At 64.6% G+C, this 18,839-nt stretch carries 17 protein-coding genes; 7 read left to right on the plus strand and 10 right to left on the minus strand.

Going from position 1 to position 18,839, the window contains the following annotated elements; translation table 11 throughout:
* From AKL29_RS44580 to AKL29_RS10165, 4 genes are all read right to left on the minus strand, one after another.
* A partial coding sequence (locus AKL29_RS44580; protein ID WP_244481889.1) for a response regulator occupies positions 1 to 437 on the minus strand: 437 nt, incomplete at its 3' end.
* A 148-nt stretch (positions 438 to 585) separates the two neighbouring features.
* On the minus strand, positions 586 to 1,266 hold the full coding sequence (locus tag AKL29_RS10155) for a response regulator (RefSeq protein WP_016843264.1): 681 nt from the start codon (positions 1,264 to 1,266) through the stop codon (positions 586 to 588).
* Between the two features lie 36 nt (positions 1,267 to 1,302).
* A complete protein-coding gene (locus AKL29_RS10160) occupies positions 1,303 to 2,505 on the minus strand; it encodes a c-type cytochrome (RefSeq protein ID WP_317251442.1) in 1,203 nt (400 codons plus the stop codon).
* 26 nt (positions 2,506 to 2,531) lie between these two features.
* Positions 2,532 to 4,247 carry a PQQ-dependent methanol/ethanol family dehydrogenase gene (locus AKL29_RS10165; protein WP_050384052.1) on the minus strand — a complete coding sequence of 572 codons (1,716 nt, stop codon included), beginning with the start codon at positions 4,245 to 4,247 and terminating at the stop codon, positions 2,532 to 2,534.
* 404 nt (positions 4,248 to 4,651) lie between these two features.
* On the opposite strand from AKL29_RS10165, the gene AKL29_RS10175 reads away from it, so the two are divergent.
* The 4 genes from AKL29_RS10175 to AKL29_RS10190 all read left to right on the plus strand — a co-directional run bounded on the left by AKL29_RS10175 (position 4,652) and on the right by AKL29_RS10190 (position 9,820).
* A complete protein-coding gene (locus AKL29_RS10175) occupies positions 4,652 to 5,137 on the plus strand; it encodes a (2Fe-2S)-binding protein (RefSeq protein ID WP_028335209.1) in 486 nt (161 codons plus the stop codon).
* 90 nt (positions 5,138 to 5,227) lie between these two features.
* Complete coding sequence (locus AKL29_RS10180) at positions 5,228 to 7,567, plus strand: xanthine dehydrogenase family protein molybdopterin-binding subunit (protein WP_050384053.1); 2,340 nt, start codon at positions 5,228 to 5,230, stop codon at positions 7,565 to 7,567.
* Positions 7,568 to 7,580: 13 nt separating this feature from the next.
* On the plus strand, positions 7,581 to 8,381 hold the full coding sequence (locus tag AKL29_RS10185) for an FAD binding domain-containing protein (protein WP_050384054.1): 801 nt from the start codon (positions 7,581 to 7,583) through the stop codon (positions 8,379 to 8,381).
* 326 nt (positions 8,382 to 8,707) lie between these two features.
* A complete protein-coding gene (locus AKL29_RS10190) occupies positions 8,708 to 9,820 on the plus strand; it encodes a CaiB/BaiF CoA transferase family protein (protein ID WP_028335206.1) in 1,113 nt (370 codons plus the stop codon).
* 175 nt (positions 9,821 to 9,995) lie between these two features.
* Here the strand turns inward: AKL29_RS10190 and hppD are convergent, their stop codons facing one another.
* Positions 9,996 to 11,114 (minus strand): 4-hydroxyphenylpyruvate dioxygenase, encoded by a 1,119-nt coding sequence (gene hppD, locus AKL29_RS10195; protein ID WP_050384055.1) that lies wholly within the window; start codon positions 11,112 to 11,114, stop codon positions 9,996 to 9,998.
* A gap of 123 nt (positions 11,115 to 11,237) precedes the next feature.
* Between hppD and AKL29_RS10200 the strand changes: the two genes are divergently transcribed.
* Both AKL29_RS10200 and AKL29_RS10205 read left to right on the plus strand, forming a co-directional pair.
* Complete coding sequence (locus AKL29_RS10200) at positions 11,238 to 11,714, plus strand: Lrp/AsnC family transcriptional regulator (protein ID WP_050384067.1); 477 nt, start codon at positions 11,238 to 11,240, stop codon at positions 11,712 to 11,714.
* 81 nt (positions 11,715 to 11,795) lie between these two features.
* Positions 11,796 to 12,107: a DUF1272 domain-containing protein gene (locus AKL29_RS10205; RefSeq protein WP_028335203.1), complete on the plus strand. Its 312-nt coding sequence runs from the start codon at positions 11,796 to 11,798 to the stop codon at positions 12,105 to 12,107.
* Between the two features lie 164 nt (positions 12,108 to 12,271).
* Here AKL29_RS10205 and fahA read toward each other — a convergent pair whose 3' ends face one another.
* From fahA to AKL29_RS10230, 5 genes are all read right to left on the minus strand, one after another.
* Entirely contained in the window at positions 12,272 to 13,543 is a 1,272-nt protein-coding gene (gene fahA / locus AKL29_RS10210; RefSeq protein WP_050384056.1) for a fumarylacetoacetase, read from the minus strand.
* A 232-nt stretch (positions 13,544 to 13,775) separates the two neighbouring features.
* A complete protein-coding gene (gene hmgA / locus AKL29_RS10215; protein WP_028335201.1) occupies positions 13,776 to 15,122 on the minus strand; it encodes a homogentisate 1,2-dioxygenase in 1,347 nt (448 codons plus the stop codon).
* 2 nt (positions 15,123 to 15,124) lie between these two features.
* On the minus strand, positions 15,125 to 16,078 hold the full coding sequence (locus AKL29_RS10220; RefSeq protein ID WP_050384057.1) for an MBL fold metallo-hydrolase: 954 nt from the start codon (positions 16,076 to 16,078) through the stop codon (positions 15,125 to 15,127).
* 28 nt (positions 16,079 to 16,106) lie between these two features.
* Positions 16,107 to 16,334: a DUF2783 domain-containing protein gene (locus AKL29_RS10225; RefSeq protein WP_028335199.1), complete on the minus strand. Its 228-nt coding sequence runs from the start codon at positions 16,332 to 16,334 to the stop codon at positions 16,107 to 16,109.
* Between the two features lie 9 nt (positions 16,335 to 16,343).
* The gene (locus AKL29_RS10230; RefSeq protein WP_050384058.1) at positions 16,344 to 17,972 is read right to left on the minus strand and encodes an FAD-dependent oxidoreductase; all 1,629 of its coding nucleotides are present in this window, start codon (positions 17,970 to 17,972) and stop codon (positions 16,344 to 16,346) included.
* A 169-nt stretch (positions 17,973 to 18,141) separates the two neighbouring features.
* Between AKL29_RS10230 and AKL29_RS10235 the strand changes: the two genes are divergently transcribed.
* Positions 18,142 to 18,702 (plus strand): MarR family winged helix-turn-helix transcriptional regulator, encoded by a 561-nt coding sequence (locus AKL29_RS10235; protein ID WP_028335197.1) that lies wholly within the window; start codon positions 18,142 to 18,144, stop codon positions 18,700 to 18,702.
* Positions 18,703 to 18,839 lie beyond the last annotated feature (137 nt).

Genomic DNA, 18,839 nt, shown 5'->3' on the forward strand with positions numbered 1-18,839 from the left:
CGCGGCGGCAGGCACATCGCGCCTTCGAGGATGCCGCGCAACAGCCGCGCCAGCTCGAGCTTCGGCGTCGACTTCGGGATGTAGCCGGAGATGCCGAGCGAGATCGCGCCGCCGACGATCCGGGGATCGTCATGCGCCGACACGATCACGAGTGCGCTACGCGGCGCGGCGGCGCGCACCCGATAGGCGCCGAGCAGGCCGGTGGTCCCGGGCATCGACAGATCGAGCAGGATCAAATCAAGGCCGTCGCGCGCCGCGATCACATCCAGCGCACCGTCGATCGAGGTCGCCTGCAGCACCTCGGCATCGGGAAACTCGGCCCCGATCACGCCGATCAGGGCGGCACGGAACAGCGGGTGATCCTCGACGATCAGCAATCGAGGCGTACCCGCCTTGCCGAGTGGCGGCTCGTCCGCCAAAGGCGCGGTCGTGGTCAATGCTGCGCCGCCCTCTCTCGGATGCTCATGACAGCCATTGTGCGCACGACGTTATCTCAAAGCTCGGTGGCAGCCTATAGGCGGGATTTCCAATGCGCCCGCCTCGCAGTGCAGCACGGCTAGGGCGCCTTCTCCGCGTGCAGCACGGCTAGGGCGCCTTCTCCGCCTTTGCGCCCGAGCAGGCCTCCGGGACCGGAAGCGGAATCTTGCCGAGCTCGATGATCGCCTTGTTGCGGCTGAACAGCTTCAGCTTGCGCAGGATCTCGGTGACATGCGCCTTCACGGTGGATTCCGCAAGCTTGAGCTCGGCGGCGATCTCGCGGTTCTGCAGGCCGCGGATGATCAGATGGAGCACCCGAATTTGCTGCGGCGTCAGCTTCTGAATGCGTTCGCGCAGCGTCCGCGCCGTCTCGGACTGTTCCAGCGCACCGACCGCGACGAAATCCCGCGGCGCCGAGACCGACCCGCTCAGCACGCGCGCGATCGCCTGCGAGAGCTCGCCGAGCGAGGTCGACTTCGGCAGATAGCCGACCGCGCCCATCTCGAGCGCCTCGCGGATGGTATGCTTGTCCTCTTCGCTCGAGACGATGGCGATCGGCAGCCGCGGATAGCGATCCCTGATCTTCTGAAAGCCGGAGAAGCCGACCACGTCGGGCAGCAGCAGATCGAGCAGCGCCAGGTCGATATTCGGCTCGCTGGCGAGGATGCCAAGCGCCCCCTTGATCGAGGTGGCCTCATAGATCCGGGCATCGGGATGCGAGATGCGAATGGCGTTGCCAAGCGCCTCCCCGAACAGGGGGTGATCGTCGATGATCAGGAACCCCATCATGAGGACCCTCGCACTGCAATTTGCGAATCGCAGCTTCTAGTTCGATCCGCCGGTATCCTGCACGCTCTGCAGATAGACATATACGTTTCTGAGCTCGTCGTCGTTGAAGACGTCCTTCCAGGCCGGCATGCCCTTGGCTGGCCGCCCGTCATGGACCGTCTTCCAGAAAGTCGATTCCATATCGTCAGCATAGCGCTTCTTGAGCAGCCTGAGATCGATCTTTCGCTCGGCCTGCACCGCGTCCGGGCCGTGGCAATGCGCGCAGGTTCCATTAAAGACTTCGCGCCCGGCGGTGGCATCCCCTTTGGCATCGCCGGCGGTCGCGGCGGTCTGAACCGGTTTCTCGGCCGCGGCCGCCTGCCCGACCGTGACGGGCTCGCTGGCGCCGACGGATGACGTCGTCGCCCGGTCCGCCTCGCCGAACTTCACCGGTGCGCCGTTCGGCACGCCATATTTGGCAAACAGGGCGGAAATCTCCGGCTGCAGCGCCGGCAGCACGCCGTCGACTTCATCGCGCAGCGCGCCGGACGCCTTGGCGAAACCGATCGCGGTCGCCCAGAGCAGGCCGTCGCCCTCGGTCGACACGATCTGGTATTTGTCGCCGTAGCTGGTCTTGTTGAGCCAGCCGGCCACCGGTGCCCAGATGAAGGCGATGTCGACCTTGCCCTGTTCGAGCGCCGCCATGCCCTCCTCCGGGCTGAGCACGGTCACCTTCCGGATATCGTCGCGCAGCGCGAGCAGGTTCTGCGGCGTCGATTGATACTGCACCGCAACCCGCAATCCCCTGAGGTCGTCGATGCCGGCAAGCTTGCGGTCCTTGCTGCCGACCAGTGCGTAGCCCTCATGGGCGATCGGCTTCGAGAAGATCACCGCCGGGCCCATGAAATCGTCGATCAAGGGCAGGCCGACCATGGCGTCGCACTGCTTGCTGAGCAGCGTCTCCCGCACGGTGCGCTTGCCGAAATAGGACTTGTACCAATTGGTGCTCACCGTACGGCCGAGCTTCTGCGCCACCGCCTGGCCGATCTCGAGATAGAGGCCGGGCCTGCCCGGGTCGTCGCTCGAGAACGGCAGGTTGGTCGGGTCGGCGCAGAGCCGCAGCGGCGGTTTTGTCTCGTCGGCACCGGCCGCCAGGGCCGGCACCATGAGCAGGGCGGAGAGCAGCACGGTCCGGATTGCATGTTCCAACCGCGTGTTGCGCGAGGGGGTGCGCAGTTCGTTTCGGGCGATGCAAGACACGGACAATGCTGCCTCCTTGACGATCGTTACTGCAGGGCGAACACGAACAGCGAGCCACCTTCGGGCGCCGCGGCGACCATCTTCTTGCCGATGTCACCGAGGAAGGCCGGCAGCGCCGCGGTGCGTCCGACCACGATCGCGACATACTGCTTGCCGTCGACCGAATAGGTCACCGGACCTGCACCGATGCCGCTGCCGAGGTTCTTGCTCCACAGCACCTTGCCGTTCTTGGCATCGATGGCGCGGAAGTCGCCGTGCAGATTGCCGGAGAACACCAAATTGCCGCCGGTCGTCAGCGTGCCGCCGTTGAAGGGCAGGTCTTCCTTGATGCTCCACACCTTCTTGTTGGCGATCGGATCCCAGGCCACGAGTTCGCCGAGGAAGCCGCCGGGGCCCGGCTTGGTCGGGAATTCGGCGCCGAGATAGAACACGCCGCGCTTGTAGTTCACGTCAGAGACCGACCAGTCCATGCAGACATTGTTGCTCGGGATGTAGACGAGGCCGGTCTGCGGGTTGAACGACATCGGCTGCCAGTTCTTGCCGCCGATCAGGTTCGGGCAGATGTCCTTGGCGGGATGGCCCGGGCCCGGACGCTTGTCCGGATCCTCTTCCGCCCGCATCGTGTTGATGTCCCACTTCCTGGCCCAGTTGGCGAAGACGTATTTCTCCGCGGAGATCATCTTGCCGGTCTCGCGGTTGGCCACGAAGAAGAAGCCGTTGCGGTCCGCCTTCATCAGCACGGGCGTCTCGGTGCCCTTGATCTTGAGGTCGGCGAGCAGCATCTCGTTGACGCCGTCATAGTCCCAGGCGTCGGCCGGCGTGCCCTGGATGTGCCACTTGATCTTGCCGGTGTTGGGATCGATCGCCAGCGTCGAGGCCGTGTAGAGGTTGGTCAGCTTGCCGAAATTGCCGTCGCCGGTGGAGCGCACCGCGGTATTCCACGGCCCAGGATTGCTGGTACCCCAGTAGACCGTATCGGACTTGGCATCGTAGGAGCCGACCAGCCAGGCGGCGCCGCCGCCGTGCAGCCCGGTGTCGCCCTTCCAGGTCTCGCTGCCGGGCTCGCCCGGCGCCGGCACCGTGTAGGTCTGCCAGAGCAGCTTGCCGTCCTTGAGCGAGAACGCCTGCAACGCGCCGCGGACGCCATATTCGCCGCCGCCGAAGCCGGTGATGACCTTGTCGCGGACGACGAGCGGCGGCGAGGTGATGACCGAGCCCTGCTTGTAGTCGACGACCGTCGAGGTCCAGAGTTCCTTGCCGGTCTCGGCGTCGAGCGCGGTCAGCTTGCCGTCGAGCCGGCCGACGAAGATCTTGCCGTCGGCATAGGACACGCCGCGATTGTTGACGTCGCAGCAGGCGTATTGGAGCACGTCATCCGGAATGTCCGGCTGCCAGGTCCATTTGCGCGCGCCGGTCGCGGCATCGATCGCATAGACGTATTTCGGACCCCACGAGGTCGACACATACAGGTTCTTGCCGATCACGACCGGCGACGACTCGTTGGAGCGAAGCGAAGCCAGCGACAGCGAATAGACCAGCTGCAGCTTGCCGGCGTTCTCGGAGTTGATCTGCTTCAACGGGCTGAAGCGCGTATTGCCGTAGTCGTGGCCGGCGATCGCCCATCCATTTGGATCGGACGCCGCCTTGACGACGGAATCATTCGCTTTCGACGCACCAATGCCTGCCAGCACCATGGCGACCAGCGACACGCCGGCAAAGAAAATCCCGCTCCTCAGCTTCATTGGCTTCCTCCAATATGGTTTTGTTGCCGCGATGGATGCATCGCGCGCGCGGATCGCTACCGAATTTCATGAACCAGCGATCTTCTGCCGCTGCGTCGGCGATGAAAATGACAGCAACGCCTTTGCGTCGTTATAGGCGGAAGGTAGTAGCGATCGCGGCGACGATTTTGGCGTGCGGCGAGCACCGTCAGCTTGCCGAAAACCGCTTGCGCTGCCGGGCAATTTCGTCGCGCCGGAGTGCGCCGCCGGCAGCTTGCAAATTGCCCATTGAACGGCTGCCTGCTAGGATCGCAGGCACTGCCCGGCGCCTTCATGACAGGGCCGCGACTACGACTTTGATCGCGGTTACGACCCACATGAAGCGTGGTCTACTGGGACCATAACGAAGCTATTGGGAGAAACGCGTGTCTACAGTCAAACTGACGGTAAACGGCAAGGCGGTCTCGGTCGACGTTGAGGACCGAACCCTCCTCGTGCACCTCTTGCGCGAAAACCTGAACCTCACCGGCACCCACGTCGGCTGCGATACCAGCCAGTGCGGCGCCTGCGTCGTCCATGTCGATGGACGGGCGGTCAAATCCTGCACCATGCTGGCCGGCCAGGCCGCGGGCTGCAACGTCACCACGATCGAAGGCCTCGCCAAGGGCGACGAGCTGCACCCGATGCAGGCGGCGTTCCGCGACAATCATGGCCTGCAGTGCGGCTATTGCACCCCCGGTATGATCATGTCCGCGGTCGACATCGTGCACCGGCATGGCGGCAAGCTCGACGAGGAAACGGTTCGCCACGAGCTCGAAGGCAACATCTGCCGCTGCACCGGCTACCACAACATCGTCAAGGCAGTGCTCGACGCTGCCGGCCGCATGAAGGTTGCGCAGGCCGCCGAATAGCGCGCCACGCACCGCGTACGATCAAGCTCACCACCGCCGGTCTCGATGGAAACGGCGGCAAATCGAATCTCCGGTCGGGAGGACTAGACAATGGGTGTTGAAGGAATTGGCGCACGTGTCGTGCGCAAGGAAGATCGCCGGTTCATCACCGGACAGGGACGTTACGTCGACGACGTCAAAATGGTCGGCATGAGCTACGCTCACTTCATCCGCAGCCCGCATGCGCATGCCAAGGTCAAGGGCATCGATTCAGCCGAGGCCATGAAGATGCCCGGCGTGATCGCAGTGCTGACCGGACAGCAGATCGTCGACGACAAGGTCGGCAATCTGATCTGCGGCTGGGCCATCACCTCGAAGGACGGCTCGCCGATGAAAATGGGCGCGTGGCCGGCGATGGCGCCGGAGACCGTGCGCTTTGTCGGACAGGCCGTCGCGGTCGTGATCGCCGAGACCAAGAACCAGGCCAGGGACGCCGCCGAAGCGGTCGTCGTCAACTACGAAGAGCTTCCCGCGGTACCCGACATCAAGGCCGCGATCAAGCCGGGCGCCGCGCAGCTTCATCCCGAAGCTCCCGGCAACATCGTGTATGACTGGCATCTCGGCGACGAAGCCGCGGTCAAGGATGCCTTCAGCAAGGCGGCCAATGTGGTGACGCTCGACCTCACCAATAACCGCCTGGTGCCGAACGCGATGGAGCCGCGTGCGGCGATCGCGCATTACGACCAGGCCGAAGAGCACTACACGCTCTACACGACGTCGCAGAACCCGCACGTCGCCCGCCTCGTGCTGTCGGCGTTCTACAACATCGCGCCCGAGCACAAGCTGCGCGTGATCGCGCCCGACGTCGGCGGCGGCTTCGGCTCCAAGATCTACATCTACCCGGAAGAGATGGTGGCGCTGTGGGCCTCCAAGAAGGTGGGGCGCCCGGTGAAGTGGACCGGTGACCGCTCGGAAGCCTTCCTCACCGACGCGCATGGCCGCGACCATGTCTCGAAGGCGGAGTTGGCGTTCGACAAGGACAACAAGATTCTTGGCCTGCGGGTGAAGACCCACGCCAATTTCGGCGCCTATATGTCGCTGTTCTCCTCGGCGGTGCCGACCTATCTCTACGCGACGCTGCTGTCGGGCCAGTACGTGATCCCGGCGATCTACGCCGAGGTGATCGGCGTCTACACCAACACCACGCCGGTCGACGCCTACCGCGGCGCCGGCCGTCCCGAGGCGAGCTATCTGATCGAGCGCATGATGGAGACGGCGGCGCGGCAATTGAAGGTCGATCCGACTGAGCTGCGCAAGAAGAACTTCATCACCCAGTTCCCGTATCAGACGCCTGTGATCATGGCGTACGACATCGGTGACTTCCACGCCTCGATCGATGCCGCGATGAAAGCGATCGACTATGCCGGCTTCCCGGCCCGCAAGGCCAAGGCGAAAGCCGACGGCAAGCTGCGCGGCATCGGCATCTCCTGCTATATCGAGGCCTGCGGCATCGCGCCGTCGAAGGCGGTCGGCAGCCTCGGCGCCGGCGTCGGCCTGTGGGAATCGGCGGAGATACGCGTCAATCCGGTCGGCACCATTGAGGTGCTCACCGGCTCGCACAGCCACGGCCAGGGCCACGAAACGACGTTCTGCCAGATCATCGCGGAGCGGCTCGGCGTGCCGATCAGCCAGGTCTCGATCGTCCATGGCGACACCGACAAGGTTCAGTTCGGCATGGGCACCTACGGCTCGCGCTCGCTCGCGGTCGGCGGTACGGCGATCGTGAAGGCGATGGAGAAGGTCGAGGCCAAGGCCAAGAAGATCGCGGCGCATGCGCTCGAGGCGTCCGAGAGCGACATCGTGATCGAGAACGGCGAGTTCAAGGTCACCGGCACCGACAAGTCGATCGCGCTGCCGATGGTCGCGCTCGCCGCCTACACCGCGCACAATCTGCCCGAAGGCATGGAGCCCGGCCTGAAGGAGACGGCGTTCTACGATCCGACCAACTTCACCTTCCCGGCCGGCGCCTATATCTGCGAGCTCGAGGTCGATCCGGGCACCGGCAAGACCTCCTTCGTCAACTTCGTCGCGGCCGACGATTTCGGCCGGCTGATCAACCCGATGATCGTCGAAGGCCAGGTCCATGGCGGTCTTGCGCAGGGCATCGGCCAGGCACTGCTCGAGGGCGTGGTCTATGACGGCACTGGTCAGCTCGTGACCGCGTCCTTCATGGATTACTCCATGCCGCGCGCGGACGATCTGCCCTCGTTCCAGCTCTCCCACACCACGACGCTGTGTCCGGGCAACCCGCTCGGCGTCAAGGGCTGCGGCGAAGCCGGCGCGATCGGCGCCTCGGCTGCCGTGATCAATGCGATCACGGACGCGATCGGCAACAACAAGCTGGAAATGCCGGCGACGCCCGATCGCGTCTGGCACGCCATTCACGGTTGAGGGAGGAAGAGCCATGTACGAGACAAATTATCACCGCGCTTCCTCGGTCGCTGACGCCGCCGCAACCTTCGCCAAAGGCGCGGAATCAAAATTCCTCGCCGGCGGACAAACCCTGCTTCCGGTGATGAAGCAGCGTCTTGCCGCGCCTACCGACGTGATCGACCTCTCCAAGGTGCAGGAGATGATCGGCATCGAGGTTTCGGGGGATACGGTCACCATCAAGGGCGCGACGCCGCATTACGATGTGGCGCAAAGTGATGCGGTTCAGAAGGCGATCCCGGCGCTCGCCAATCTGGCGTCGATGATCGGCGATCCCGCCGTGCGCTATCGCGGCACGATCGGCGGCTCGCTCGCCAACAATGACCCGGCGGCGGATTATCCGGCGGCGTTGCTGGCGCTCGGCGCGACGGTCAAGACCAACAAGCGGTCGATCACGGCGGAGGATTTCTTCAAGGGCCTGTTCACGACGGCCCTTGAGGATGGCGAGATCATCACCGCAGTGTCGTTCCCGGTTCCGGCCAAGGCCGGCTACGCCAAGTTTCCCAATCCCGCCTCGCGCTTCGCGCTGACCGGCGTGTTCGTCGCCAGGACCAAAGCCGGTGACGTCCGCGTCGCCGCGACCGGTGCTTCGCAGAGCGGCGTCATGCGGGTCGCGCCGATCGAGCAGGCGCTGAAGGCAAACTGGGCGGCCTCGGCGCTCGACAGCGTGACGATCCCGGCGAGCGGCCTGCTCGCCGACATCCACGGGTCGGCGGATTACCGCGCCAACCTCGTGAAGGTGATGGGACAGCGGGCGGTGACCGCGGCCGGTTAATCAAGCATGATCCGGAAAAGTGCGAGGCGGTTTTCCGGAAAGATCATGCTCAAACAAACGCTAAAGCGTGATGACGATTCTCATCGCGCTTTAGCGCCTAAACACAAGTCTGCGAACGGCGCGCCGCAATGCGCGCCGTTCGCGTTTTTACCGGCGGCACAGGACAAAAGGTGCTTGCCACATCCGGCTTTAGGCGAGACAATTTAGCTAATCAGCTAATTAAAAATACCGTCCCACGGACGGCTGGGAGAACGCATGAAGTTCGGCAACCAAGCCAGCCGCGACATCTCAGCCGCCTAGCGCCCCGCAACCAACGGAAGAACAACGTGCTCGATAAACCCGCCTCCCAGACCGCCGCTCGTACCTCGGGCCCGCTCGCCGGCTTCCGCATCGTCGAATTCGCCGGCATCGGCCCCGGCCCGTTCGCCTGCATGCTGCTCGCCGACATGGGCGCCGAGGTCATCACCCTGGACCGCATCGGCGCCGGCAAGAATTTGAAGGCGGTTGCAACCCGCGGCCGCAAGGTCATTGAGCTCGATCTCAAGAACAAGGCGGCGGTTGCCGAAGTGCTCGACCTGCTCGGCCATGCCGACGCGCTGATCGAGGGCTTTCGGCCCGGCGTGATGGAGCGTCTCGGCCTCGGCCCCGATGTCGTGCTCGCGCGCAATCCGAAACTGGTCTATGGCCGCATGACCGGCTGGGGCCAGGAAGGCCCACTCGCCAATGCCGCCGGCCATGACATCAACTACATCTCGATCACCGGCGCGCTGGCTGCGATCGGCACCAAGGAGAAGCCGGTGCCGCCGCTCAACCTGGTCGGCGATTTCGGCGGCGGCGCGCTCTACCTCGTGGTCGGCGTGCTCGCCGCGCTCTTGGAAGCGCAGAAGTCCGGCAAGGGCCAGGTGGTCGACACCGCGATGTGCGACGGCGCGGCCTCGCTGATGTCGATGTTCTACGACATGGCCGCGCAGGGCCGCTGGAGCGGCGGCCGCGACCAGAATTTCCTGGATGGCGGCGCGCATTTCTACGGCGTCTATGAATGCTCCTGCGGCAACTTCATCTCGATCGGCTCGATCGAGCCGCAGTTCTACGCGCTGCTGCGCAAGCACGCCGACCTGACCGACGCCGACTTCGACGCGCAGATGGATCGCAAGGCGTGGCCGGCGCTGAAGGAGAAGTTGACCCGGGTGTTCAAGAGCAAGTCGCGCGCGGACTGGTGCCAGATCATGGAAGGCACCGACATCTGCTTCGCGCCGATCCTGACCATGGAGGAAGCGCCCAAGCATCCGCACATGGCCGCACGCCAGGTGTTCGTCGAACGCCACGGCGTGACCCAGCCCGCCCCCGCGCCGCGCTTCTCGCGCACACCGTCCGCGATCCGCGAGCCGGAGTTGGCGAATATTGGCGACGTGACCAGCGCGTGGAAGGCGGGGAAGTAAATCTCGCTGTCGTCCCGGCGAAGGCCGGGACCCATAACCACTGAACGGAGTTGTTGCGCACGCCCCTACCGAGGGACTACCACCCGACACACCCGATGGATTCCGCGGTATGGGTCCCGGCGTCCGCCGGGACGACAGCTATGGCTGAGCGCTGGCGTGGCGCACTATGCTGTGCTTACGCCGCGTGATCGACCTTCAGCACGCCGCGGCGGATCTGGTCTTCCTCGATCGATTCGAACAGCGCCTTGAAGTTGCCTTCGCCAAAGCCGTCGTCGCCCTTGCGCTGGATGAACTCGAAGAAGATCGGCCCGATCGCGTTGGCCGAGAAGATCTGCAGCAGCACCTTGGTCTGGCCGCCGTCGACCACGCCCTCGCCGTCGATCAGGATGCCGTTGGTCCTGAGCCGCGGGACGTCCTCGCCATGCTTGGGCAGGCGGGCGTCGATCCGCTCGAAATAGGTGTCGGGCGGCGACGGCATGAACGGCAGGCCATCGGCGCGCAACCTCTCGACCGTCGCGTGGATGTCGCGCGCGCCGCAGGCGATGTGCTGGATGCCCTCGCCGCGGTAGACGTTGAGATATTCCTCGATCTGACCGGAATCGCCGGCGTCCTCGTTGATCGGGATCCGGATCTTGCCGTCCGGGCTGGTCAGCGCGCGGGAGAACAGGCCGGACGCGCGGCCCTCGATGTCGAAGAAGCGGATCTGGCGGAAGTTGAACAGCTTGGCATAGAAGCCGGTCCAGACATCCATCCGGCCGCGATGGACGTTGTGGGTGAGGTGATCGACGTAATACAGGCCTGAGCCCGGGGGGCGCGGGTTGGCCGCGCCGAGCCATTCGAACTCGGAATCATAGGCCGAGCCCTTGGTGCCGTAGCGATCGACGAAATAAAGCAGGCTGCCGCCGATGCCCTTGATCGCGGGCACATCGAGCGCCTTCGCTGCGGGCGCGACATCCGCCGGCTCGGCACCGAGCGCGATCGCGCGCTCATAGGCATGCTTGGCGTCGACCACGCGGAACGCCATCGACGGCGCGCAGGGGCCGTGCGCGGCGACGAAGTTGAAGCCATGGCTGCCTGGCTCCTCATTGACGAGATAGTTGATGTCGCCCTGGCGATAGACCGTGATCTGCTTGGTCCGGTGGCGGGCGACCGCGACGAAGCCCATCAGCTTGAACAGGGCGTGCAGCTCCGCCGGATTCGGATGGGCATATTCGACGAACTCGAAGCCGTCGGTGCCCATCGGGTTCTCAGTGCTGATTTCGGCCGGCGGCGCATCGTGCGGAAACGGACCCATGGCGGCAACTCCCTGATTTGTCTGGAGATCAGTTTCCGTCACTTGCTGCGCAACGTGCGTGCAAAATGGATCCCATTTTGCTATCGTCGCGCACGATCCGTGCATGAAATGGATATTCCACGCATGCCTGAAGTGGACGCTTTCGACCTGAAAATGCTCGCCGCGCTGCAGGACGATGGCCGGCTGACCAACCAGCAGCTGGCCGACCTCGTCGGGCTGTCGGCATCGCAATGTTCGCGGCGGCGGATGCGGCTGGAGGAGGAGAAGGTCATCGCCGGCTACCATGCCGACCTCGCCGGCGAGGCGCTCGGCTTCGGCCTGATCGCCTTCATCCACATCACGCTTGCGACCCACTCGCCCGACAACGCCAAGCGGTTTCGCGAGCTGGTCAACCGCGTCGACGATATCCAGGAGGCCTACGCACTGACGGGGGATGCCGACTACGTGCTCAAGGTGATGCTGCGCGACCTCAAGAGCCTGTCCGACATCGTCAACAACGTGCTGATGCCGCACCAGAGCGTGGCCCACGTGCGCTCCTCGATCGTGCTCGACCGCCTGAAGGAGAGCACCAGGCTGCCGCTGAAGTCGCTACAGGCGTGATGGCTCGAATCGAGGGAAATCCGCCATTCGCTTTTGTGGCTTGGCTTGCGATCATTCCGGCAACGGCAAGAGAGACGAACCATGGCGCTGCAGCTGCGACCGAACTGCGAATATTGCGACAAGGACCTGCCACCCAGCGCCACCGACGCGCGTATCTGCTCCTATGAATGCACGTTCTGTGCGGATTGCGCCGAGACCAGGCTCGGCAATGTCTGCCCGAACTGCGGCGGCGGCTTTGCGCCGCGGCCAATCCGCCCGGCCAAGCCGTGGCGGCCGGGTGTCTGCACGGTCAACCAGCCGCCGTCGGACAAGCGGGTGCATTTGAAGTACAGCCTCGAGGACGTCGCGGCGAATACGGCGCGGCTGAGGGATGTCAGGCCCGAGGAACGGTGAGGTTTGCACGCCTGTCGGGCACTCTCCCCCTGAAAGGGGGAAGGTGGGATGGGGGTCAGCCGCGAGCGCTGGCGTCTACGGAGAGACCAGATCCCCACCCGGTTTGCTGCGCAAACCGACCTCCCCTTTTCAAGGAGAGGTGAAGCCGCGGAATGCGCGGAGACTTACTTCGCCGCGATGATCGTGCCTTCGACCTCGCCGAAGCCGACGCGATAGCCGTCGCCCTGGCACCAACCGCGCATCACAAGCGAATCGCCGTCCTCCAGGAAGGACCGCGTGACGCCGCTGGCGAGTTCGACCGGCTCGGTGCCGTTCCAGCTGATTTCCAGGAGACTGCCGCGCTGATGCTTTTCGGGGCCGGAGATCGTACCGCTGCCTAGGAGATCGCCGACATTCATCGCGCAGCCGCTGGAAGCGTGGTGCACGAGCTGCTGGACCGACGACCAGTACATGTATTTGAAGTTGGTGCTGCAGATCGTCTTCGCCTCGTTCATCGCACCGGCGCGCAGCGCGACGTCGAGCTGCATGTCGTAATTGTTCGGCTGGGTCTGCTTGAGGTACGCCAGCGGCTCCGGCTGCTGCACCGGGCCCTGCATGCGGAACGGCTCGAGCGCCTCGCGCGTCACCACCCACGGGCTGATCGAGGTCGCGAACGCCTTGGCCTGGAACGGGCCGAGCGGCACATACTCCCACTGCTGGATGTCGCGCGCACTCCAATCGTTAAGGATGACGAAGCCGAAGATCATCTCCTCGGCCTGCTTCTCCGTCAGCATCTCGCCCATCGGCGAGGCCTGGCCAACGACCACGCCCATCTCGAGTTCGAAATCGAGCCGCTTGCAGGCGCCGAAGCTCGGCACCTCTGATGTCGGCGGCTTCAGCTGACCGCGCGGCCGCCGCACCTTGGTGCCTGACACGACGACAGTCGAGGCGCGGCCGTTATAGCCGATCGGCATATGCAGCCAGTTCGGCTGCAGCGCATTGTCCTTGCCTCGGAACATGACGCCGACATTGGTGGCGTGCTCCTTCGACGAATAGAAATCGGTGTAGCCCGAGACCGCAAACGGCATGTGCAGCCTGACGTCGGCCATCGGCACCAGCGCCCGCGCCCGCAATTCCCTGTTGTCGCGTAGCTCCGGATGATCCGAGCGGAGCAGCTCGCTGATCCGTGCCCGCGTCGCCGACCACACTTTCGGCCCGAGCGCCATGAAGGCGTTGAGCGACGGCTGCGAGAACACGCCGAGCGGCCCGACATCGAGCCGCGAGTCCTGCTCGAGCTCCCAGAGGTCGAGCACATAATCGCCGATCGCAACGCCGACGCGCGGCGCAAGACCATCCTTCGACGAGAACACGCCGTAGGGCAGGTTCTGGATCGGGAAGTCGGAGGTCGGGGCGACGTCGATGAAGGAGCGGAGCTTTGGGTCGTTGGGGTGGGGCATGGTGATCCCGGTGCAATCAGATGCGATGGCTGATGTTTATTCACCCTCCCCTGGAGGGGGGCGAGACGAGCGAAGCTCGCTCTTGGGTCGACGCGAATGAAATGAGCGGCGGGGTGGGGTGACGGTCTATCCGCGAAGCACACTGCCCGTGTTGAGAGATCACCCCACCCCGGTACGCATGTCGCGTTGCTCCATGCGTACCGAACCTCCCCCTCAAGGGGAGGGTGAAGACCTACGGCTTGTTCGGATCGAACTTCTTTTCCAGACCCTTCCAGCAATCCGAGTAATCGTCCTGCAGCGTCGACGACTTCGCCGCATGTTCGGTCACGCGCTGCGGGAAGCGGGTCTCGAACATGAAGGCCATCGTGCCGGTCAGCTTCACCGGCTTCAGCTCGCTGTTGCTGGCGTGCTCGAAGGCTTCGCGGTCCGGACCGTGCGGCAGCATGCAATTGTGCAAGCTGATGCCGCCGGGCACAAAGCCCTGCGGCTTGGCGTCGTAGACGCCGTAGATCAGGCCCATGAACTCCGACATGATGTTCATGTGGTACCACGGCGGACGGAAGGTGTTGTCGGCCACCATCCAGCGCTCCGGGAAGATCACGAAGTCGATATTCGCGGTGCCCGCGGTCTCCGACGGCGAGGTCAGCACCGTGAAGATCGACGGATCGGGATGATCGAAGGCGATCGCGCCGACCGGCGAGAAGGTGCGCAGATCGTATTTGTAGGGCGCGTAATTGCCGTGCCAGGCGACGACGTCGATCGGCGAATGCGGCAGCGTGGTCTTGAACAGCGAGCCGCCCCATTTGACGTAGAGCTCGGTCGGCGTGTCCTTGTCCTCGTAGCTAGCCACCGGCGTCAGGAAGTCGCGCGAATTGGCCAGGCAGTTGGCGCCGATCGGGCCGCGCTCCGGCAGCGTAAAAGCGCCGCCGTAATTCTCGCAGAGATAGCCGCGCGCCGGGCCGCCGGGAATTTCGACGCGGAATTTGACGCCGCGCGGGATCACCACGATCTCGCCCGGCTCGGCGTCGATGCGGCCGAACTCGGTGACGAAGCGCAGATTGCCCTGCTGCAGCACGAACATCATCTCGCCATCGGCATTGTAGAAATGCTGATCGACCATCGATTTGGTGATGAGGTAGATGTGCGCCGCCATGCCGGCCTGGGTGTTGGCATCACCCGCCGTGGTCATGGTCTGCACGCCCTGCAGGAAGGTCATGTCTTCCTTCGGGATCGGCGCGGGGTCCCAGCGCAGCTGTGCGATCGGCATGTCGTATTCGTGGCACGGCGCGGTGCGCCACAGCCCGGCATCGGCCTTGGCGAAGCGGCCGGAGTGCCGCACCGACGGGCGGATGCGATAGAGCCACGAGCGCTCATTGGTGCCGCGCGGCGCCGTGAACGGCGAGCCGGACAATTGCTCGGCATAGAGCCCATAGGCGCAGCGCTGCGGCGAATTGCGCCCCATCGGCAGCGCGCCGGGCAAGGCCTCGGTCTCGAAACTGTTGCCGAAGCCGGACATGTAGCCCGGGGTGACTTGCCCTGAGCTGCGGACGATCTGATCAGGCGAGGTATTGATGTTCATCGCTATCCTCCTTGCAGGGCGGCCCACATTTCCTGGTCGCGCTTGTCGGTCCAGATCACGGGATCGTCGATCCCCGACGCCTCGTCATAGGCGCGCGAAACGTTGAACGGCAGGCAGTGCTCGTAGATCGCAAAGCTCGAGAACTTCGGATCCATCACCTCGCGCGTCGCCGCCATCGATTCCTTCAGGCTGCGGCCCTTGGCGACCGACGATTCGGCGGCGCCGTAGAGCGTGGTGACGAAATCGCGCGTCATCGCGATCGCATCGCGCCCGGTGGCGAGGCCCTTGAGCGCGTCGCCGCGGCCCGGCGCGATCGCCTTCGGATTGAAGGCGCGGATCTCGTTCAAGGTCGTCGGCCATTCGCGCAAATGCGCATCGCCGCAATAGCAGGCCGAGTGGTATTCGATCAGATCGCCGGAGAACATCACCTCGGCATCCGGCACCCAGGCGACGATGTCGCCCGAGGTATGGCCGGCGCCGAGCTGCATCAGCCGCACCTCGCGCTTGCCGAGATAGATCGACATCTCGCCTTCAAAGGTCAGCGTCGGCCAGGTCAGGCCGGGGATGCTCGCGGCATCCTGGAACAGCCGCGGGAAGCGGCCATATTCGGAATCCCAATCCTGCTGGCCGCGCTCCTCGATCAGGCGATAGGTTTCCTGCGAGGCGACGATGCCTTGCGCGTGATAGGCGGAGGCGCCGAGCACGCGCACCGCGTGATAATGCGACAGCACGACATATTTGATCGGCTTGTCGGTGACGGTCTTGACCCGCTCGATCACCTTGTTCGCCATTGCCGGCGTCGCCTGCGCGTCGAACACCAGACAGCCGTCGTCGCCGACGATCACGGCGGTGTTGGGATCGCCCTCGGCGGTGAAGGCATAGAGGTCGGTGCCGATCTCGGAGAAGGTGATCTTCTTCTCCGAAAGATCCGTGGTCGATGCGAAACCTTTGGCCATCAGTTCAATCCTGTCCGTTTGCTCAGTGCTATTGTTGTTGCTGCTGTTGCTGCTGGCTTGCATCAAGCATCCGCCGCTTCGCCAGCGCGATCGCCTCGCGCAGCACGTCGAGATCGCCGATATGGTTGGCGAGCACCAGAACCAGCGCGGCATCGAGATCGGCGCTCTGCGCCTCGGTGAGGCCGCGATGGGCCTCGACGATGGCGCGGAAGGCGTCGTCGGGCTTTGCGAAATTCGAACTGGTCGACAGCACCATGACTGCTCCTCAGTTCAGGCCGGCCGCGCGTGCCAGCGCCGCATCGAGCTCCGGCCGTGCCGCATTGCGGAAGCGTGCGGCGACATAACCGTCCGGCCGCAGCAGATAGGCGGTGCCGGGCTCGGCATCATAGCGTTTGCCGGCAAGGCCCTGCGCGTCGACCAGCCCACCCTCGCCGCCGACCCGGATGCTGCCGACGCCGTCCGGCACATCGACAGCAGCGCCATTGCCAAACTCCAGCAGCGTGAAGCGCGTTCCCTGCCTGATGAAAACGTCGGTCAGATAGGTGGAACCGCCGCCCTGCTGCGTCACCGGCGCATCTGGCATCGAGGCGCCGGGCCGCGGGCCGCCGCGCCAATCGTCGCGATCGCTGCTCGACAGCGGCGTGTCGTAGACCGACGGCACCGACAGCCGCCCGCCATTGACCATGCGCTTGCCGAACTCGGTATCCTTGGCAAGCGATAGCACGGCCTGACGCAGCCGCGCTTCCTGTTTCGTCGCCGGCGCCATGAAGTCGGTCGAGCGGGTGGACTCGCGGATGTTCTCGTCCGCCGCCGCGCTGCGCTCGATGTGATAGCTCTCCAGCAAGCCCTCCGGCGACAGCCGGCGCAGCACGCGGTCGAGCTTCCACGCCAGATTCTCGGCGTCCTCGAGCCCGGAATTGGCACCGCGTGCGCCGAACGGCGAGACCTGATGCGCGGAATCCCCGGCAAAGATCACCCGGCCGTGGATGAACTTGGCCATCCGGCGGCACTGGAACTTGTAAAGCGAGATCCATTCGAACTCAAACTTGTCATGGCCGAGCATGCGCTCGATCCGCGGCCGGACATTTTCGGGCTGCTTCTCGGCCACCGGATCGGCATCCGGATTGAGCTGCAGGTCGATCCGCCAGATGTCGTCCGGCTGCTTGTGCAGCAGCGCCGAGCGTCCGGCATGGAACGGCGGATCGAACCAGAACCAGCGCTCGGTCGGAAATGCCGCCGTCATCTTGACGTCGGCGATCAGGAACTGGTCCTCGAACACCTGGCCTGCGAATTCCGCGCCGACCATCTGCCGCAGCGAGGAACGGGCGCCATCGCAGGCGACCACGAAGGTCGCGTGCACCTGGTAGGGGCCGTCGGGAGTTGCGATGGTCAGCGCAACGCCATCGTTACGGCTCTCCAGCGCGATCACCTTGTTGCGCCAGCGCAGGTCAATTTCAGGCAGTTGCCCCACCCGGTCGACCAGATAGGCCTCGGCATAGAACTGCTGCAGGTTGATGAAGGCGGGCCGCTTGTGGCCTTGCTCAGGCAGCAAATTGAACTGGTAGAGCTGCGAGGCGCCGTGGAAGATCTTGCCGACGCTCCACACCACGCCCTTCTCGACCATGCGGTCGCCGACCCCGAGCCGATCCCAGAACTCAAGCGAGCGCTTCGAGAAGCAGATCGCGCGCGAGCCTTCGCCGATCCGGTCGGCATCGTCGAGCAGCACCACGCGCTGGCCGCGCTGCGCAAGATCGATCGCGAGCGACAATCCCACCGGCCCGCCGCCGACCACGACGACGGGATGCTCCGCGACATTGGCGCCCGAGCGCTCCTGGTCGGGGTGACGGCGATAGCCGAACTGGGTTTTGGCCTGTGCCGTGTTGGCGTGTGCCATTGCGTGACCCTGGATGTTTCCCTTGCGCCGCGGCCTCTGGCTGCGGTTCTGTGTGACCGGCTTGCGACCGGGACCTTGCGAGCCGGCCGCGACCTTGCTAAATTAGTCTCACTTGCAACTATCTTAAACCCCCAGTCGGGGCTGCCGTCAACTCAAATTGGAGAGATTTTTGGCACGGACCTCTGCAAGCCAGCCTCCAGCCCGCCCGCGCAGTGCCGTGGAAGCGGAGGTGCGCGACACTATCGCGCCGACCAAGAAGCGCCTCGATCTCTTCCATTTCATGCCGTTCCGCCTGAACCGGCTGGCGGCCGAGGTGTCCTCGGCGCTGTCGAGCGAATATCAGGCGCGCTACGGGCTCGACATTCCGGAGTGGCGCGTGCTCGCAACGCTCGGCTTCCGCAGCGATCCCTGCAGCGCGCAGTATATCGCGCACTGCACGCGCACCCATAAATCCACCATCAGTCGCGCGGTGTCGGCGCTGATGGAGCGCGAGATCGTCGAGCGCGTCGAGAACGCCGACGACCGCCGCGAATTCCGCCTGCGACTGACCAAAAACGGCCAGACGCTATACGAGGAGCTGATCCCGCGCCTGCTGCGCAAGGAGCAGGAGATATTGTCCTGTCTCTCCGCACAGGAGCGCCGCGACCTCGGCCGCCTGCTCGGCAAGGTCGAGAGCAGCCTTGAACTGGTGCAGACCAGCGAAGAGGCCGACGCGAAGGACGTGTATTAGGCCACAGCCATACCTCCGCTGTCGTCCTGGCGAAAGCCAGGACCCATACGCCGCGGCCTGTGTTGTGAACGGGACTCGTCATTCCAGCGAGCCCAACAAAGGACATTTGTGGTTATGGGTCCCCTGAGTTCGCAAAC

This window comes from Bradyrhizobium pachyrhizi, assembly GCF_001189245.1.
Taxonomy (GTDB): domain Bacteria; phylum Pseudomonadota; class Alphaproteobacteria; order Rhizobiales; family Xanthobacteraceae; genus Bradyrhizobium; species Bradyrhizobium pachyrhizi.

What these genes read in the sequence shown, in the direction of transcription:
- AKL29_RS10155 (WP_016843264.1), bottom strand. Translation starts at nt 1,266, where the DNA reads ATGATGGGGTTCCTGATCATCGACGATCACCCCCTGTTCGGGGAGGCG.
- AKL29_RS10165 (WP_050384052.1), bottom strand. Translation starts at nt 4,247, where the DNA reads ATGAAGCTGAGGAGCGGGATTTTCTTTGCCGGCGTGTCGCTGGTCGCC.
- AKL29_RS10180 (WP_050384053.1), top strand. Translation starts at nt 5,228, where the DNA reads ATGGGTGTTGAAGGAATTGGCGCACGTGTCGTGCGCAAGGAAGATCGC.
- AKL29_RS10185 (WP_050384054.1), top strand. Translation starts at nt 7,581, where the DNA reads ATGTACGAGACAAATTATCACCGCGCTTCCTCGGTCGCTGACGCCGCC.
- hppD (WP_050384055.1), bottom strand. Translation starts at nt 11,114, where the DNA reads ATGGGTCCGTTTCCGCACGATGCGCCGCCGGCCGAAATCAGCACTGAG.
- AKL29_RS10200 (WP_050384067.1), top strand. Translation starts at nt 11,238, where the DNA reads ATGCCTGAAGTGGACGCTTTCGACCTGAAAATGCTCGCCGCGCTGCAG.
- AKL29_RS10205 (WP_028335203.1), top strand. Translation starts at nt 11,796, where the DNA reads ATGGCGCTGCAGCTGCGACCGAACTGCGAATATTGCGACAAGGACCTG.
- fahA (WP_050384056.1), bottom strand. Translation starts at nt 13,543, where the DNA reads ATGCCCCACCCCAACGACCCAAAGCTCCGCTCCTTCATCGACGTCGCC.
- hmgA (WP_028335201.1), bottom strand. Translation starts at nt 15,122, where the DNA reads ATGAACATCAATACCTCGCCTGATCAGATCGTCCGCAGCTCAGGGCAA.
- AKL29_RS10220 (WP_050384057.1), bottom strand. Translation starts at nt 16,078, where the DNA reads ATGGCCAAAGGTTTCGCATCGACCACGGATCTTTCGGAGAAGAAGATC.
- AKL29_RS10225 (WP_028335199.1), bottom strand. Translation starts at nt 16,334, where the DNA reads ATGGTGCTGTCGACCAGTTCGAATTTCGCAAAGCCCGACGACGCCTTC.
- AKL29_RS10230 (WP_050384058.1), bottom strand. Translation starts at nt 17,972, where the DNA reads ATGGCACACGCCAACACGGCACAGGCCAAAACCCAGTTCGGCTATCGC.